The organism is Nostoc sp. DedQUE04 (assembly GCF_034530995.1).
GTDB lineage: Bacteria > Cyanobacteriota > Cyanobacteriia > Cyanobacteriales > Nostocaceae > Nostoc.
This window is the reverse complement of the sequence record NZ_JAVRCA010000065.1, coordinates 23657-38836: the sequence shown is the minus strand read 5'-3', so window position 1 is coordinate 38836 and position 15180 is coordinate 23657. Positions and strand designations below refer to the sequence as shown.

The window sequence follows — 15180 nt, the reverse complement described above, 5'->3', positions numbered from 1 at the left end:
AGCACCACCGTAACCTTTGAGAAGATCATCGCCCTTGCCGCCAATCAGGGTATCGACAACGCTGGTGCCTTCGAGGATATCGTTGCTAGCAGCACCCAAGGTAAGGTAAGCATTTCGCAACTGCGCTTCATTCCAGATGGTTCCATCGCTGAAGGTAATCTTTTCAACGCCGTAGTCATCAGTGCGATAAACTTGATCCTTGAGGATGACGGAGCCGATTACACCACCAAAAGAAATCTTCAGGTCATAGCTGCTACCGAGGCGTGTAACAATCGCATTGCTGGCAGTCAGACCAGTGCCGGAGAATATAAGCTGGTCGTTGCCGCCGTTGTATTCAGAATCATTGAGGGTGTCGTTGCCGTCCCCAAGAGTATAACGATAAATATCAGCACCACCGTAACCTTTGAGAAGATCATCGCCCTTGCCGCCAATCAGGGTATCGGCAACGCTGGTGCCTTCGAGGATATCGTTGCTAGCAGCACTTAGGGGAATATTCTGAATTTCAATATCTTTGATACTTAACATGGCTACTGAATATCCAAAACAGTATTTGGGAAAATTGTCACATTTTCTGTCAGGATTTGTGTATTAATTTCAGTTAATTATCTAGACACTTGAAAGGTGTTGACTATCCTGCTAAAAAACAAGAATTGATTCAGCACGCTAGAAAATAAGGAGTAGATAAGGTGATTATTTCTCAATACACTTGTGTTAAGGCTTAACTCTTTGTCAAAGTCAATTTTTTTTAACGTAGACGCTTCTTCAGGTTGTCGCAGCACAAAGGCAGAGCGGCGCAGCTTATTGCTCTGCCGGCGAATAATCTCCTGATTTCCCGCCACTTTTACTTATTAAACGAATTGATTCAATTTGAATCGACTTTTCTAAAGCTTTTGCCATATCGTATAAAGTCAAAGCAGCGACAGAAACGGCAGTTAAGGCTTCCATCTCTACACCAGTTTCAGCTTTGGTTTTAACTGTGGCTTGAATTTGATAACCCGGTAGTTGGGGATCGGGTATGATTTCGACTGCGATTTTTTGCAAAGGCAACGGATGACACAGGGGAATTAAAGTGGCTGTTTGCTTGGCTGCCATAATTCCAGCCAATCTTGCAGTTGCCAACACATCCCCTTTTGGGACATTTCCGGCTTGAATGGCAGCGAAGGTGGCTGGCAGCATTCGCACCTTAGCAGCTGCTACTGCTTGGCGAATGGTAGGTGCTTTATCAGACACATCTACCATCTGTGCCTGTCCTTGGGGATCTAGATGGGTTAAGTTGGCAAAATTAGCTGGAAAATTATCTTGCGCCATTTGGTTAGAACGTGTTAATATAGATTGTCGGTGAGGGCGTGTAGCTCAGTGGACTAGAGCACGTGGCTACGGACCACGGTGTCGGGGGTTCGAATCCCTCCTCGCCCGTTTTTAACAAGTTAAGAGTTGAAAGTTAGGAGTGAGGAATTAAATTTCATCACTCCTAACTTTTAGGTTTTTCAAGGCGTAGGCATCTGGAGCTAGACCTAGTGCAAAGCGCAGTGAGTTGGATAGGTTTTTGCTTGAATGGGTGAGGAAGAGGATAAGTGCTAAAGAAGTAATTGCAGCACCGTAGCCAAACATATCGCGGTAGCCTACAAGTTCTGCGATAATGCCCAAAAGAGGAGCAGCGATCGCAATTCCCAAATCGAGTCCAGCTATGCAGATAGCAAAAATTTTCCCCCGTTCTTGCGGCAGGGAGCGATCTGCCATCATAGTAACCATCATCGAGAACAGTGTACCACCACCAGCACCTTCAGCGATCGCAGCCAGTAAGAAAACGATCGGGCTGTAAGCCTGCCACAGCAGTATTAACGCTAAAACGTAGCAAAAAATCCCAAAGGTAATAAACAAACCCCGCCCTAAGCGATCGCTTGCCTTACCAGCAAATATCCTGATACTAAAACTAGAAATTGCCGCAGCTGTAAAAAATAGTCCGCCATTGAAGTCCACTTCAGTGGATTTGAGGAACAACGACACAAAAGTATGTACAGCACCAAGAGACAAACCAACCAGCAACATAACTATAGTTGGAACTCTCACCCGTGGGCTGACCAAAATTTGCCAAAATTTGCGATCCTCTCCCTGCGTTTGCTCCTGCGTTTGCACTGGCGGATTCGTAACTTGTAAAATCCCTAAGAGTGCGACAAAAGCCAATTCGGCGGATAATAGAAATAATATCCCGTAACCATTAGTAGCTTCTAAATACCCTCCCAAGGCCGGGCCAATTGCTAAACCAATAGGAGTTGCTAGGGTCATGTACCCAATGATTTCACCACGAGTTTGGCTGGGCGCTAAATCTGTAACTAAGGCACTGTAGCCAGTGGTAAAAGCGGCAACACTAACGCCGTGAAAAATCCGCACTAGGATCAATAACCCAATAGATCGGGTTGCCAAGTAACCAAAGGGTGCGATCGCAGCTACGATCGTACCAATCAACAAGACAATTTTGCGATCGCGTTCATCGGCTAACCGACCCAGCATCGGGCGAGAGAGCAATAAACCAATTGCGAAACTGCCCATCACAAGCCCAATTTCTTGCTTGCTTGCGCCCACATCATCGATGTAAAGCGGTAGGGTTGGTAAGAGCGAAGATATGCTCGACCAGAATAATAAACCTGCCGTAAATAAAATCAGCAGGTTGTGCCGCAGTTCGGCATTAAATGTATTAAATACTTTCAAGGTAGATGCAATTTAACTAGTTTTTTGTCATTTGTCATTTGTCATTTGTCATTTGTCATTTGTCATTTGTCTAGAGTCAACCAATATTTACTGTTAATTATTTGCTAATGACCAATGACCAATACTTCGACTTCGCTCAGTACAAGTGCCCAATGCCCAATGACCAATGCCCAATGCCCAATGACCAATGACCAATGACTACCATTGTTACCTTACTTAACATTTTTTGCTACCACCTCTCGCACGCGATAGATAGGCCGTCCTTGGGATTCGTGGTATGTACGCATGAGCAATTCTGCTAAAAGTCCGAAGCAAAACAACTGCACTCCTGTTAGTAACAAAAGAACTGCTAAAATCAACAAAGGGCGATTGCCAATCATTTGACCTAAAGCTAATTTGACGAAAGTCAAGTAAATTCCGATCGCAGTGCCCGAAAACATGGAAATCAAGCCCAATAACCCAAAAACGTGCATCGGACGGGTGAGGAATTTTTTCATAAATAGAATGGTTAACAAATCCATCAATACCCGGAATGTCCGCCAAATTCCATATTTACTACGACCAAAGCGGCGGGCGTGATGACGTACAGGTATTTCGGTAATTCTAGCTCCTTCGATGTATGCCAAAGCAGGTAAAAATCGATGTAGTTCGCCGTAGAGGTTCATATCTGCCAACAGTTCTGCACGATAGGCTTTCAGCGAACAGCCATAGTCATGAATATTCACGCTAGTGGTGCGGCGAATTAGCCAATTGGCAATTTTGGAAGGAAGTAATCGATTTACAGCCCCATCTTGGCGTTTTTGCCGCCAACCACTCACCAAATCGTAACCTTCGTCCAGCTTTGCTAATAACATCGGGATATCAGCCGGATCGTTCTGGAGATCGGCATCTAAAGTGACGATCGCTTTACCGACTGCATAATAAAATCCAGCAGCCATCGCCGCAGTTTGTCCGTAGTTGCGACGCAAAATCACCGCTTTTAAATCAGTACGAACTTGCGCCTGTTCTTTGAGAAAATCTCCAGAACCATCTGTAGAACCATCATCTACACAAATGATTTCATAATTTACCTGACTAAAAGATAAAGTAGAGGCGATCGCTTCTAGTAAAAGCGGCAAACTCTCCACCTCGTCATGTATTGGTACTACCACCGAAACATCTGGGACAATTGCTGAAATCGCCCCATTTTCCCCCATTACCCCTTGCTCGATCAACCCACTCCTCATAAGCCTCAGCGCCCTCAGCGTCTCTGTGGTTCGTAACTCTTAAAAACTCTACCAGCACCTCGCAGCTGCTGATAGTACGACTGACTAACCGCATCTCCCTGTTCCGAGAGAATATCAATTCCGATCCCATTCCGTCCCTGCTCTTTCCCAGAACTATGGATATAATAACCATCGGCCAAATAAAGCCCGACATGGGTAGCTTTTTGCCTAGTTCCAAAAAATACCAGATCCCCGGCTGCTAATTCTGCAATCGTAATTGGTTGAATGAATCCTTCCTGTTGATAGGCATCTCTAGGTAGCCAAATACCCACCGAAGCAAACGCCGCCTGCATTAACCCAGAACAGTCATAATTTGGCCCAACCGTACCACCCCAAAGGTAATAATTTGATTGTTGCATCGCTTTTTGGGTAAAGGCGATAATCTCTGCTAAGAGTTTTTTAATCTCCGATTCAGAAAATGTTGCAGCCTGATAAGGTACAGTAGCAGATTGTAATGAATCAAAATCTGAAACAGATACCCATCCCGGATAGTCATCTTCACATAAATACACCTCAACCGCCAAATTTTGATGATTTGATGTTACCCACAAATGTCTCCCAGATGCAGCTTGAGTTGCTAAACGCGTACATTCAGGAGAATCATATAAATTCAGGTCAGCTAAACACTGATACTCGCCTGATTTGGGATTTTGGACTTCAGCTTCGCTCAGTCGAATCATTTTGGATTTTAGATTAAAGGACATTATCAGAGAATGATTTTTTTTAATAAAGACGAACAACTAGAGAATCTTGGTAATGGCATTTTAGATGCAACTTGGGCAGCATTTCCAACCTTAGCGCGTAACCAAATTGCCTTGACTTGGGTTGTTTACGATCCACCAGTGCGAGTCAATACTGGTGGGGCGCTGACTCCTAACGCTTTTTGGGATCACCCAGTTCGTGGTTTCACTTATCGCGGTGTTGAGCGGATTTATCCTGCCAGTGTAGTCAAGCTATTTTATCTGGTAGCGGTAAACGAATGGCTAGAAAAAGGCATGAGTCAAATCTCCAAGGAGTTGGAGCGAGCTTTGCAGGATATGATTGTCGATTCTAGTAACGATGCTACCAGCTTGGTTGTGGATATTTTGAGTGGTACCACATCAGGGCCAGAATTACCAATCGGCCCCTTTGAAACCTGGAAATATCAGCGTAATATTGTTAACCGCTATTACCAATCTTTGGGTTGGGAAGAAATGGAGACGATTAACGTCTGTCAAAAAACTTGGGGTGATGGCCCTTATGGACGGGAACGGGCGTTTGTGGGGGAGTTACTAGAAAATCGTAATATGTTAACCACAAATGCGATCGCTAGGTTACTGCATAGTATTGTAGGTGGAGTGGCGGTTTCAAGTACGCGATCGCAATCAATGATGGCTTTACTGAAACGTCCTCTCAAAGATTTGTCCTCTGACGGCGAGGAAAATCAGGTGACAGGTTTCTTAGGCGGTGGACTGCCTGAAAATGCTCAAATTTGGTCAAAGGCAGGTTGGACAAGTCAAGTTCGCCATGATGCAGCGTATATTGAGTTACCAGAACAGCGCCCTTATCTTTTAGTGGTATTTACTGAAGGGAAAGCCCAAGCTAAGAATCGGGATATTTTGCCTTTTGTTTCAGGGCGAGTTGCCGAAGCGATCGCTAGTCTATGATTTTAGGATTTACCCAGAAGAGATACCCCATTTTTTACTTGTCGTTAGCCATATTTTTGTAACAGTCAAAGTATTGCGCTCACCCCATATCCCGCCCAGAACTGAAGTTCTGGGCTGATAGCTAAAGTCCACTCAAGTGGACTGAAATTCTCTATTTTAGATATGATAGCCATCTATATGGCTGGCTAAAAATTTGGCTTTGCCTAATTGCGGTATGAATCCAGATGTAGAGACGTTGCAATTGCTAGTCTCTACAAGAATTTTAATATCATGCAAAATCATTTTCATATATGAAATCATTTAGTCCTCTTGAGAGGACTTTAGCTATTAGCCTGGGAATTTATTCCCAGGCGGTAAGGGTAAGGATGACTATTTCAACTTAAATTCATCAAACTTCAAAACTTCCGAATCAGGCTTGCGAGTATCAAAGCGATAACTACTTATCGTACCTGCCCCCGTATCAAAGATACTGAAAACCGTAATATCATTACTTGCAATATAAGGCATCGGCTTGCCATCTTCACCCAGCAAGGGGGCAATTGTTGGCACTATCGGTTCTAACCCATTGGGATCGCCAAGCTTAACATAATCCTCTTGATATCCAATTGGCACTTCTCGCTTTCTATCACCCCAAGCAGCACCGTAAGTATTACCAACATTAGATGTTTCTAGAAAGTGCATTCCACTGGGACTAACAAAGCGGTTCCACAAATGGGAATGCCCATAGAATACCAATTGCACATTAGCTGCTTCAAGTATTGAGACAATATCGCGGATAATATAATCTGCGTCTTTGGGATACTCGTAACGCACTGCTTTGATATTGCCGCTATCCCGTTCAATTATCTGTACTGGTTCTGTATAAGCAGGAACTATATTATCACCCAAAGTATGGGGTGGATGATGGAACATCACAACTTTGTATTTTGCTTGTTGAAACTCAGGGCTGTTAAGTTCCAACTCTAGCCAATTATATTGCTTGCTGCCTTTAGCAATTGGCTCATAAATCACCTGTCCATAACCCCAATTTTCAGGATTATTTAAATCCTTTTCAGCTTCTCGATATCTACCCTTAAACTTTCCCTCTAATTTGGGAGTCCGCCACATATTTGTAGCGTACAGTACCACCAAACGCGTATCACCAAAACTAACTGCATAATATCTTTTTCCACCCTCTTTACTTTTTGGTAAAGAGAAAATCTCTTCATAAGTATTAGTATTAAAAGAATTATCGATTAAAGATTTATCTGGGTAGATTCTTTGAGCAACGGCACGGGGAATTGTATCATCAAATTCATCATTTAAACTCCCTGTCCTAGCAAACCGCCCCATCACCTCATGATTGCCAATGCAAGTAAACATGGGTGCATGTTGAATTATTTGTCCACCAGTGTAGGTTGTCTTTACACCATCGTGTGACATTTCATATTTAGCATGACCTTGCAAACCGGGAAACAACGCACCACCACCATTATCATCAAACCATTCTGAGGCGCGATCGCTAACATTGACCAAATCGCCGGCAAACCACACGCCATCAACTCGCCCCACTGTTTCTACCACCTTTTGCAGATTTGCCGCTGTCATCGGCTTTAATTGATGATCTGAGGTCAGTAGAATTTTTAGTGGTGTATCTGATTTGGGAGTAGCTGCAAGGCTGAAAACACCACTGTCTACACTTTTGCCGTCTTCTTGCACACTCGTAACACGATAGTTAACCCGCACACCAGGAGTTAACCCAGTTACCTCAGCCTCATGTCGCCAAATGTCTCGCTGGACGGGTTTTTGATAAACTTGTCCGTCTTGGGTTTGGTTTGCAACTCTTGATTGTTGGTCTTCACGTGTGCGACTGAGTTTGGTAGTACTTGCCCTAGCAGTTTGTTTGAGATTTTCCCCATAGGTTACTGTGTGATTAACACCAGCAAATTCAGTAAACCAAACTACTTGCACTGAAGTTGCAGTTGGCAATTGCAAAAATGGGTCGGTGAGCAGTTGGGGTGCTGATGTCATAATTGTTTGCCCAAATGAACGCACACCTACCAGAGTAAAGCATATAACAAGCATAAGTATCGCTACTGAGGAAATTGTTAGGCTGCGTAAGCGTCTGAGCATGAGTAACACACCAAATTTTAGGGCGATCGCCGAATGAACGCATTTTATTATAAGAAATGTGTGGAAAATCCCGAACAATTACTCCAGCAGCTACCGGATTTATTAAACCGTCAGCAGCAAGTAAACCAGACAGGGCAATTAGTTGCTAAATTCGTAATAATTCAGCACCCAGGAGTCAGAAATCAGAATTTCACAGAAATGCAGTTACGATCGCTAAATTGATGTATCAAGTATTTTTCTGATTCTTTAACTATTCTGACTACTGAATTCTGGCTACTGAATTCTTACCTAAATTCAATATCAGTGTGAGTAATCAAAAGTGGAAATACAAACTTTTTCCCAACTACTAATTTTTGGCTCTTTTATCGGATTAGTTGGTTGGACTATTACCAATCAAATTGGCAGAACTCAACTTCAAGTTAAAAGTCATGAAGATTGGTTGCTAGATGGTACAGGGCTAATGATTCAAGGCATTTTGATTCCTTTACTACAAGCTACTTTAGTTTATTGGCTTTATCAAAATTTATTACCAACTCAGCAAGGAGATTTAAAATTATCATTAATTCCGAGTTTTCTGATCGGGTTTGTTGTGATTGATTATTTATATTATTGGAATCATCGCTTATTACATACAAAATTTTTCTGGAAGGTTCATCAAGTTCATCATACTGTTACTCAGATGGATGTATTAGGAACTTCTCGCAACACACTTTGGACAAGTTTATTAATTATTTATTTATGGATACACACTTTATTTTTATATCTTTTAGCCGATCCTACAGGTTATGTACTTGGAGTAAGTCTAACTTCTGCCTTAGATTTATGGCGACATAGCCGCTTGATAATTCCTGAAAATAGCTGGTTTTATCAATTTTTATCTTCTTGGTTAATCTTGCCACAGGATCATGCTTGGCATCATTGCCGTGAAATCCACAATTATAACTATGGGGCTAATCTCAAAATTTGGGATAAGTTACATGGGACATATTATGAAAGCCAAAAAATGCCATCTATAATCGGAATTCCTAGCTCATTAAACTTGTTTCAAAAACTTTTATTCCCATTTTAATGACTGTTCTAAGTAAAATTCTTTTGTTTTTTCCCGGCTTTGTATTATTGCTAACTGGGGCAGCAATAGTCTATCTCGCCTATTCACCCAACATCTTCAGCATTCTGGGGGTGTTCCTGTCTATTTATGGGCTACCAGTGCTAGTTTACCGCTTGCATGAATGGGTTTATCCTGTGCGGGAAGGTATTAATTATTTACAAAATAAAGAATATAATTCCTGGTGGGGTAGTCATCAAATCCAAGTAATTTTTATTGCAATTCCAGTGTTGGAAGCAGTGCTGCGATTGATTCCAGGGGTGTTTTCCTGTTGGTTGCGATTGTGGGGTGCTAAAGTGGGGCGAGATGTATATTGGACACCAAGTTTAGAAATTGCCGATCGCAGTTTATTAGAAATTGGCGATCGCGTCGTTATCGGGCATCGTGTCGGTATCTATTCTCATGTCATTAAACCCCGCAAGCAAAACTTAATGTTGTATGTCAAAAAAGTCAAGATTGGCAGCAATGTTTTTGTGGGAGCCGGATCTAATCTTGCTGCTGGTGTAGTCATTGCTGAGGGTTCTTATGTACCAGCAGTCAGTAACCTTTATCCTAATCAAAAGGTGCAATAATGCGTCCGATTATTCAGCTTTTTGGGCAAACTCTCGTACCAACGGCGAGGCGATTTCATCAAGCTTTGGATAATCCAGAGTTAACGCAGACATTTGTACAAAAGGAAATTTGCGATCGCCTAATCAAAAGTGAGTATGGTAAAACTTTGGGGATTCATTCTGTAAACGATTGGCAGCGTGTACCAATTGTAGATTATGATACACTCGAACCTTACTTAAATCAAAAACAGCAGCAAATTTCCCTGACACCAGAAGCCATTTTGTTCTACGAAAAAACCTCTGGTAGTAGTGGAGCAGTAAAATGGATTCCTTATACTCAATCCTTGCGGCGATCGTTTAATCAAATGTTCTGTGTATGGGCACACGATCTGATTGTACATGGGCCGAAATTTTCCACAGGCAAGATTTATGCTTGTATCTCGCCGCAATTAAATGTAGCTGATAGCCAAACTTTACAAGATGATTTAGATTACTTAGATGGCTGGTTGCGTTGGTTTTTGCGTCCTTGGTTGGTGATGCCAAATAAACTTAATCGGCTACATGATGCGAACTTATTTAAACATCAACTGGCTTTGGCATTATTAGAGGCTGAAAAACTAGAAATTATCTCTATTTGGAGTCCTAGTTTTCTACAAGTTCATTTAAAATATATTCAAGAAAATCAAGATTTATTGCGAGGAGAATTACACAACCGGATTTCACATCATCGGTTGCAACACCTGTGCGAAAGTAATATTCCCTGGATGCAACTCTGGCCAAATTTGAAGCTGATTTCCTGCTGGGATAGCGCCAATGCAGCAGATCAAGCGCAAGGATTAAGATTAAAATTTCCAGGTGTATTCATTCAAGGTAAAGGACTACTCGCAACGGAAGCCCCAATAACGATTCCCTTGATTGTCGCTGGGGGATGTGTGCCGGTTCTGGATGAAGTATTTTTCGAGTTTGAGGATGAGACTGGTTGCTTACATGGTTTACACGAACTCAGCACTGGTAACGAATACACGGTTATTTTATCCCAAAAAGGAGGATTGTATCGTTATCGAATTGGCGATCGCATTCGGGTAACTCATTACTATCGCCACACTCCCTGTTTAGAGTTTCTCGGACGACATCAAGCTATTAGCGATTTGGTGGGAGAAAAGTTGCAAGAAACTTTTGTAAATAATGCTCTGACTCTGCTGAACTTGCAAGAAACTAATTTTAAAAGCTTGATACCTATTGCCGATCCTCCACACTATATTCTATTACTAGATTCGGCAACACAAACCCGAGAAATTATTGCGGAACAGCTGGATCTGGCTTTATCAGAATCGTATCATTACAAGAGAGCGAGAGCCATTGGTCAACTTACACCACCACAAGTTTTAATCTCTAGTGAAATTCCTGAAATATTAGTTTCCCATCGTATCCGCACTGGAAGTATTTGGGGAGGTATTAAGCATCCAATTCTGGCAACATCACCCATTAGCACTGAACTTTTACGAGAATTGCAGGTGAAAATTGTCCAAAAATAGCTCAATCCAGTTCGGTTAAAATTTTTTGATGAAAATTAGAAATCGCCGTCAATACAAAAAACTGATTATTGTAGAGACGGCGATTCATCGCGTCTCTCACCTTCGGCGATTCACCGCGTCTCTCACCTTAATGTGTTCATTTTTAATTTTTAATTTTTAATTCCGCCTTGCAGTACTAGCCTTTTAAAATTTGATTAAATATTTAACGTGATTCTAATTTAGCAACTCGCTGCTCTAATTTATTAACTTGTTGCTTCAATTCAATCACCAAAGTTGCAAGCCGATCGAACATCGGATCTTGCTGTGATAAGTTCCTTCTAGAACCAGTTGACTGTCGTGGGGTAAGTGTTGTTCTTGAAGATGGAGACTGGCGAGTTCTACCTAGCTGAGACTCTAGCTGATTTAACCGCGACTCAACACGATTCAAATCCGCTTCCAGATTGTAGATGCGAGACTCTACTTGCTGCGATGAGGCAGTTTTAGAAAAAAAACTGCCCCAGATAATTGTTACTAAAATCCCGGCGATTACTAGCACCTTGATTTTTTTCATACCAATAGCTGACTTGTTAGAACAGTCTATCTAACCAGACTTTGCTAATCTAGTTACAGATTAAAAATCTGTAGATATTTCATCTCTTATCTGGTTGTAAGTTAGAAAATAAACTCTGCCAATCGATATTGACAGTATTTTCTCCCTGTTTAACCTCAAATGTGACGTTAGACGCTTTTCCTATTTTTAGCGCTTGTACGCAAAGTTCTGCCACATCCTCACGACTGATTTTGCCTCTAATATTATCACCTTGCTCAAATATTAATTCCTTACCTCCTGGGTCTTCAGTTAAGGCACAAGGTCTAATAATTGTATAAGGAATTCCGCTTTCTCTTAAACTATCTTCTCCCTTCAACTTCCAAGTTAAAATTCCTCCCAATTGGTCATTTAATTTCACTGCTGGCGGTTCTTCATCTAAATTAATGCCAGGACGACCGGGACGAGTGACACCTGCTGAACTGACGAGGATAAATTGTGGTAAACTTGCCCCCCCATAAGCTTTAATTGATTCCAACTGGAAAGTAAAACCACCTGGGGAAAATTTGGGATTTAAAGCGCCATCATGTTCAAATTTGCTCAACATCAGTTGGAATGAACAAATTCTACTTTGCTCAATTGGCGGCGCATCTTTGACAACTTTTGCCCGAAATACAGGAATCAAATCTGCAAAGGGAACCTGAATATCTATCCAAGTATTAGCTACGGTATCGAAAGAATAGCTGTAGCCAACACCATCCCATGTTGTATCTGTCCGCAGAAAGATTTTATAGCGTTGACCGTCACCTTTGACACGCAATTTTACACCTTTATAACTAGATAAGTTGAAGGGTGGATCAAAATTCTTAGTTCTGACAGAAGCAAATCCGCCAGAGTTAGCAGTGGAGACATTACCCGCAAATAAAGCTGTATTTTCTACTAATTGGATATTACTGGCACTCACGCCACCCATGACAACATCATCCAACGCTCCCCAGTTATCTTTTAATTCTGCTGATGGCTTGGTGAAATCAAATATTAGTTTTTCGTTTGCTTGGGGTAGATATTTTGCCGCTGCTTCAACTAAGTTTTTGACTCCTTGATATTCTACATTTTCGGGAGTGTCACCAACAATTTCTGGCTGGTAAAATTTAACACCTTGATAATATTTAGCTCTGTCTGCTGTGTCTCCCTCAACTGGTTGTACGCGTACTGCTGTGCAACAAATTACAGCTTGGATATCAGAAAGAACTAAAGGAGTTAAAGTTTCTGGTTGCGTGATATCCGCAACTACTAAATCGATATCATTACCAAGAATTGACCGCGCTTTGTCAATATCTCGAACTAGAGCGCGAACTTTATAACCTAGTTTACGCGATCGCTGCACGACTCGTTTACCGACACCACCTGTTGCACCTGCTACTAATATTACACCCACGTTTCTTCCCCCATTGGGTCTATATTGATTATCCTTAGGACGACCTTGGATTAATTGCTGTACCCAGTTAAGGAAAGGAATTACCTCAAAGTAAGTCAGGGTTTCGATAAACCTGCCTAAGTCCCATTGAGAACGATTTTTGTCAGTCATATTTGCGTCCTCATAACTTTATTTACTCTAACAATTTTGGGGAGTGGCGAGCAGTGTAGTTCAATTACTTGAAAAGCGCTGTAATTTATTTAGAGCGCAAAAATATCAAAAACAGGGTGTAGGCTGTAGGGGAAAGACGAAATGGTAAGCTGAAATTGTAGTTATCTCCGACAAAGGCATCAATTAGTATCGTTACCAGAGCAGTAAAGCAGGCAAAATATAGCTTCCGGGCAATAATGCAAAAACTCCTTTTTAATGACAAAGATAGATTTAGAGCGCAGGCCCTATTCCTTGGTAAAGGTATTAACTTAAAGACGCTGGATAATTACGTTTCCTTGGCGAGTATGCCACTAATGATTAGAGCCGGTGAAGAAGGCTACGCAGTATTGTTGGCTTATGGTGCAGTTGTCCTGTTTAACCTTGAGCCTGGAGAAAAGGTAGCCTTTTTGACCAACCTATCCTCTCAAATCAGCGGCCCTTTTGCTGACCCAGAAACAGAAGAGGTAGAAGTTCATCTCAGTATTAGTGAGAGTGAACGAGCCAAAGAAGGAAAAATTTTACTGCATGAATTGAGTATAGAACGCTTGCAGATAGTGGCTGATATTCTCGCCAAGAGTGTTGTGTTGTCTCACTATGAAACCAGCCTAGCGACTGTATTCGATCAAATTGAACCGTTTGCAGCTAGTCTCCAGCGTGAAAACAGAAGTAGACAACAAAGCCGGGAATTACTGCGTCAACTTGGGACTACTTTATTAGTTCAACATAAGATTGTAGGTCAAGTAGAGATTATCGATAAACCAGAGTTGCTCTGGGAATCTCCACAGCTAGAAAACTTATATCTGCGCTTGGAGGATGAATACGAAATTCGCGAGCGTCACCATGCTCTGGAACGTAAACTAGAGCTAATTGCCCAAACCGCTCAAACGGTGCTAGAGTTCATGCAGCATAGCAGTAGTCAGCGAGTAGAGTGGTATGTGGTGATTCTGATTGTGGTAGAGATTCTGCTGTCACTTTATGACATCCTTTTCAAAAGCTAATTTTACAGCAGTTTTCATGTATTTAGACCACAATTATGAGACCTAACCTCCAGCCCCTTCCCTACAAGGGAAGGGGAGAAAATCAAAGCCTCTCTCCTCGTAGGAGAGAGGTTTGGAGAGAGGTCTACTTGTGGTTCATTTACCTGAAAATCGCTGTAAATTTGGGGTTGTGAGATGGCGAGGGAGCGATCGCAACTACTCAAAATTCAGAGCGACACTATTAATAAGTTGCAAGCTCGGCTACGAACTGAAACTAGGCAGAAAACAGCAGCGATCGCCTTGCTTGATAATGCTAAGTTGAAGTATCAACTCCTTCTCAAGTCGTATACGTTAAATATGACTAAGCAAAATGACCGTACCAAAATTAACTTTAAAAGAATCTTGTTGCTTGTTGGACTTGGAGGATTACCGCTTGGAATTTTAACTATTTTTATTCAAGTTCCACCCAGCTGTGGCTGTAATAATAGCAGTAAAATTACAATTGGAAGTTTTATTAGGGCACAACAAGCATATTTTTCCGAAAAATCAGTTTTTGCTCAATCCTATAGCTTGTTAGAGCTTGGAGATGGAGATGCACCAGCAGCTACAACCCACTATCGATATTCTGTAGAAATGGGTAAGAATAAGTCATTTATATATGCAACGCCTACAAAAGAGCTACCGACTGATTTATTGAAATTAGGTCTGACAAAAAAGGGTTTTAACAGCCTTGTAGGCGCAGTTGCTTACGATACACAAAACAAAACTACTGTTTCAATAATGTGCCGTTCCGAGAAACAGACTTTAGATGAACCTCCCAAACCTGTTTTCAAGCAAGATAAGTTTAGCTGCCCTATCGGGTTTCAAACTATCAACTAAGATGGGTTGATGAAAATCGCTAATTCTATTTTTTTATTTGTTATAAACTAATGAGTGATATCATGTCCGCATAATTAGTTATGATTCCCACAATCATTGCACCCCTCCCCGCAAGCGGGGCTACCGTGTATACACAAGTTGAATTACCCCCCTTAATCCCCCCGATGCATTGGGGGGAAACCGGAAAATCCAGTTCCCTCCCCTTTGCAAGGGGAGGGTTAGGGTGGGGTAAAACCGATATTTACCAC

The 15180-nt window shown here is 41.8% G+C and carries 16 protein-coding genes and 1 tRNA gene; 9 read left to right on the top strand and 8 right to left on the bottom strand.

The annotated features are described in order from the left end of the window. Positions 1-525, bottom strand: a 525-nt coding sequence (locus RM049_RS31345) for a calcium-binding protein (protein ID WP_322706954.1), incomplete at its 3' end; no start/stop codon positions are given. A gap of 89 nt (positions 526-614) precedes the next feature. Between RM049_RS31345 and RM049_RS39430 the strand changes: the two genes are divergently transcribed. Beyond that, the gene (locus RM049_RS39430) at positions 615-674 is read left to right on the top strand and encodes a DUF2795 domain-containing protein (protein WP_416211665.1); all 60 of its coding nucleotides are present in this window, start codon (positions 615-617) and stop codon (positions 672-674) included. A 124-nt stretch (positions 675-798) separates the two neighbouring features. Here the strand turns inward: RM049_RS39430 and moaC are convergent, their stop codons facing one another. Next, positions 799-1308 carry a cyclic pyranopterin monophosphate synthase MoaC gene (moaC, locus tag RM049_RS31340; RefSeq protein ID WP_322706953.1) on the bottom strand — a complete coding sequence of 170 codons (510 nt, stop codon included), beginning with the start codon at positions 1306-1308 and terminating at the stop codon, positions 799-801. A 34-nt stretch (positions 1309-1342) separates the two neighbouring features. Between moaC and RM049_RS31335 the strand changes: the two genes are divergently transcribed. After that, positions 1343-1416: transfer RNA gene (locus RM049_RS31335), tRNA-Arg, on the top strand. A gap of 39 nt (positions 1417-1455) precedes the next feature. On the opposite strand, the gene RM049_RS31330 is transcribed toward RM049_RS31335, so the two are convergent. From RM049_RS31330 to RM049_RS31320, 3 genes are all read right to left on the bottom strand, one after another. Continuing rightward, a complete protein-coding gene (locus tag RM049_RS31330; RefSeq protein ID WP_322706952.1) occupies positions 1456-2709 on the bottom strand; it encodes an MFS transporter in 1254 nt (417 codons plus the stop codon). A gap of 212 nt (positions 2710-2921) precedes the next feature. After that, entirely contained in the window at positions 2922-3935 is a 1014-nt protein-coding gene (locus RM049_RS31325; protein ID WP_322686142.1) for a glycosyltransferase family 2 protein, read from the bottom strand. Between the two features lie 14 nt (positions 3936-3949). Next, the gene (locus tag RM049_RS31320) at positions 3950-4678 is read right to left on the bottom strand and encodes a C40 family peptidase (protein WP_322706950.1); all 729 of its coding nucleotides are present in this window, start codon (positions 4676-4678) and stop codon (positions 3950-3952) included. Positions 4679-4687: 9 nt separating this feature from the next. On the opposite strand from RM049_RS31320, the gene RM049_RS31315 reads away from it, so the two are divergent. Beyond that, positions 4688-5620: a serine hydrolase gene (locus RM049_RS31315; protein ID WP_322706949.1), complete on the top strand. Its 933-nt coding sequence runs from the start codon at positions 4688-4690 to the stop codon at positions 5618-5620. Positions 5621-5989: 369 nt separating this feature from the next. On the opposite strand, the gene RM049_RS31310 is transcribed toward RM049_RS31315, so the two are convergent. Beyond that, positions 5990-7630, bottom strand: coding sequence for a metallophosphoesterase family protein (locus RM049_RS31310; protein WP_322706948.1), 1641 nt, complete (start codon positions 7628-7630; stop codon positions 5990-5992). Positions 7631-7765: 135 nt separating this feature from the next. Here RM049_RS31310 and RM049_RS31305 point away from each other — a divergent pair, with 135 nt between their 5' ends. The 4 genes from RM049_RS31305 to RM049_RS31290 all read left to right on the top strand — a co-directional run bounded on the left by RM049_RS31305 (position 7766) and on the right by RM049_RS31290 (position 10923). After that, positions 7766-7954: a hypothetical protein gene (locus RM049_RS31305; RefSeq protein ID WP_322689963.1), complete on the top strand. Its 189-nt coding sequence runs from the start codon at positions 7766-7768 to the stop codon at positions 7952-7954. A gap of 97 nt (positions 7955-8051) precedes the next feature. Further along, complete coding sequence (locus RM049_RS31300) at positions 8052-8801, top strand: sterol desaturase family protein (RefSeq protein ID WP_322706947.1); 750 nt, start codon at positions 8052-8054, stop codon at positions 8799-8801. Continuing rightward, complete coding sequence (locus tag RM049_RS31295) at positions 8801-9409, top strand: acyl transferase (RefSeq protein ID WP_322706946.1); 609 nt, start codon at positions 8801-8803, stop codon at positions 9407-9409. The genes RM049_RS31300 and RM049_RS31295 overlap by 1 nt, the downstream gene beginning before the upstream one ends. Further along, positions 9409-10923: a GH3 family domain-containing protein gene (locus RM049_RS31290; RefSeq protein ID WP_322706944.1), complete on the top strand. Its 1515-nt coding sequence runs from the start codon at positions 9409-9411 to the stop codon at positions 10921-10923. Before RM049_RS31295 ends, RM049_RS31290 begins: the two co-directional genes overlap by 1 nt. Before the next feature lie 202 nt (positions 10924-11125). On the opposite strand, the gene RM049_RS31285 is transcribed toward RM049_RS31290, so the two are convergent. Together RM049_RS31285 and RM049_RS31280 are read right to left on the bottom strand one after the other, a co-directional pair. Continuing rightward, on the bottom strand, positions 11126-11473 hold the full coding sequence (locus RM049_RS31285) for a hypothetical protein (RefSeq protein ID WP_322706943.1): 348 nt from the start codon (positions 11471-11473) through the stop codon (positions 11126-11128). 79 nt (positions 11474-11552) lie between these two features. Then, positions 11553-13037 (bottom strand): CIA30 family protein, encoded by a 1485-nt coding sequence (locus RM049_RS31280; protein ID WP_322706942.1) that lies wholly within the window; start codon positions 13035-13037, stop codon positions 11553-11555. A 236-nt stretch (positions 13038-13273) separates the two neighbouring features. Between RM049_RS31280 and RM049_RS31275 the strand changes: the two genes are divergently transcribed. Continuing rightward, positions 13274-14074, top strand: coding sequence for an RMD1 family protein (locus RM049_RS31275; protein WP_322706941.1), 801 nt, complete (start codon positions 13274-13276; stop codon positions 14072-14074). A 336-nt stretch (positions 14075-14410) separates the two neighbouring features. After that, complete coding sequence (locus RM049_RS31270; protein WP_322706940.1) at positions 14411-14932, top strand: type IV pilin-like G/H family protein; 522 nt, start codon at positions 14411-14413, stop codon at positions 14930-14932. The last annotated feature ends 248 nt before the right edge of the window (positions 14933-15180 follow it).

Coding starts and splice junctions, on each gene's coding strand:
- moaC (WP_322706953.1), bottom strand. CDS start 1,308: ATGGCGCAAGATAATTTTCCAGCTAATTTTGCCAACTTAACCCATCTA.
- RM049_RS31325 (WP_322686142.1), bottom strand. CDS start 3,935: ATGAGGAGTGGGTTGATCGAGCAAGGGGTAATGGGGGAAAATGGGGCG.
- RM049_RS31320 (WP_322706950.1), bottom strand. CDS start 4,678: ATGTCCTTTAATCTAAAATCCAAAATGATTCGACTGAGCGAAGCTGAA.
- RM049_RS31315 (WP_322706949.1), top strand. CDS start 4,688: ATGATTTTTTTTAATAAAGACGAACAACTAGAGAATCTTGGTAATGGC.
- RM049_RS31310 (WP_322706948.1), bottom strand. CDS start 7,630: ATGACATCAGCACCCCAACTGCTCACCGACCCATTTTTGCAATTGCCA.
- RM049_RS31305 (WP_322689963.1), top strand. CDS start 7,766: ATGAACGCATTTTATTATAAGAAATGTGTGGAAAATCCCGAACAATTA.
- RM049_RS31295 (WP_322706946.1), top strand. CDS start 8,801: ATGACTGTTCTAAGTAAAATTCTTTTGTTTTTTCCCGGCTTTGTATTA.
- RM049_RS31290 (WP_322706944.1), top strand. CDS start 9,409: ATGCGTCCGATTATTCAGCTTTTTGGGCAAACTCTCGTACCAACGGCG.
- RM049_RS31285 (WP_322706943.1), bottom strand. CDS start 11,473: ATGAAAAAAATCAAGGTGCTAGTAATCGCCGGGATTTTAGTAACAATT.
- RM049_RS31280 (WP_322706942.1), bottom strand. CDS start 13,037: ATGACTGACAAAAATCGTTCTCAATGGGACTTAGGCAGGTTTATCGAA.
- RM049_RS31275 (WP_322706941.1), top strand. CDS start 13,274: ATGCAAAAACTCCTTTTTAATGACAAAGATAGATTTAGAGCGCAGGCC.
- RM049_RS31270 (WP_322706940.1), top strand. CDS start 14,411: ATGACTAAGCAAAATGACCGTACCAAAATTAACTTTAAAAGAATCTTG.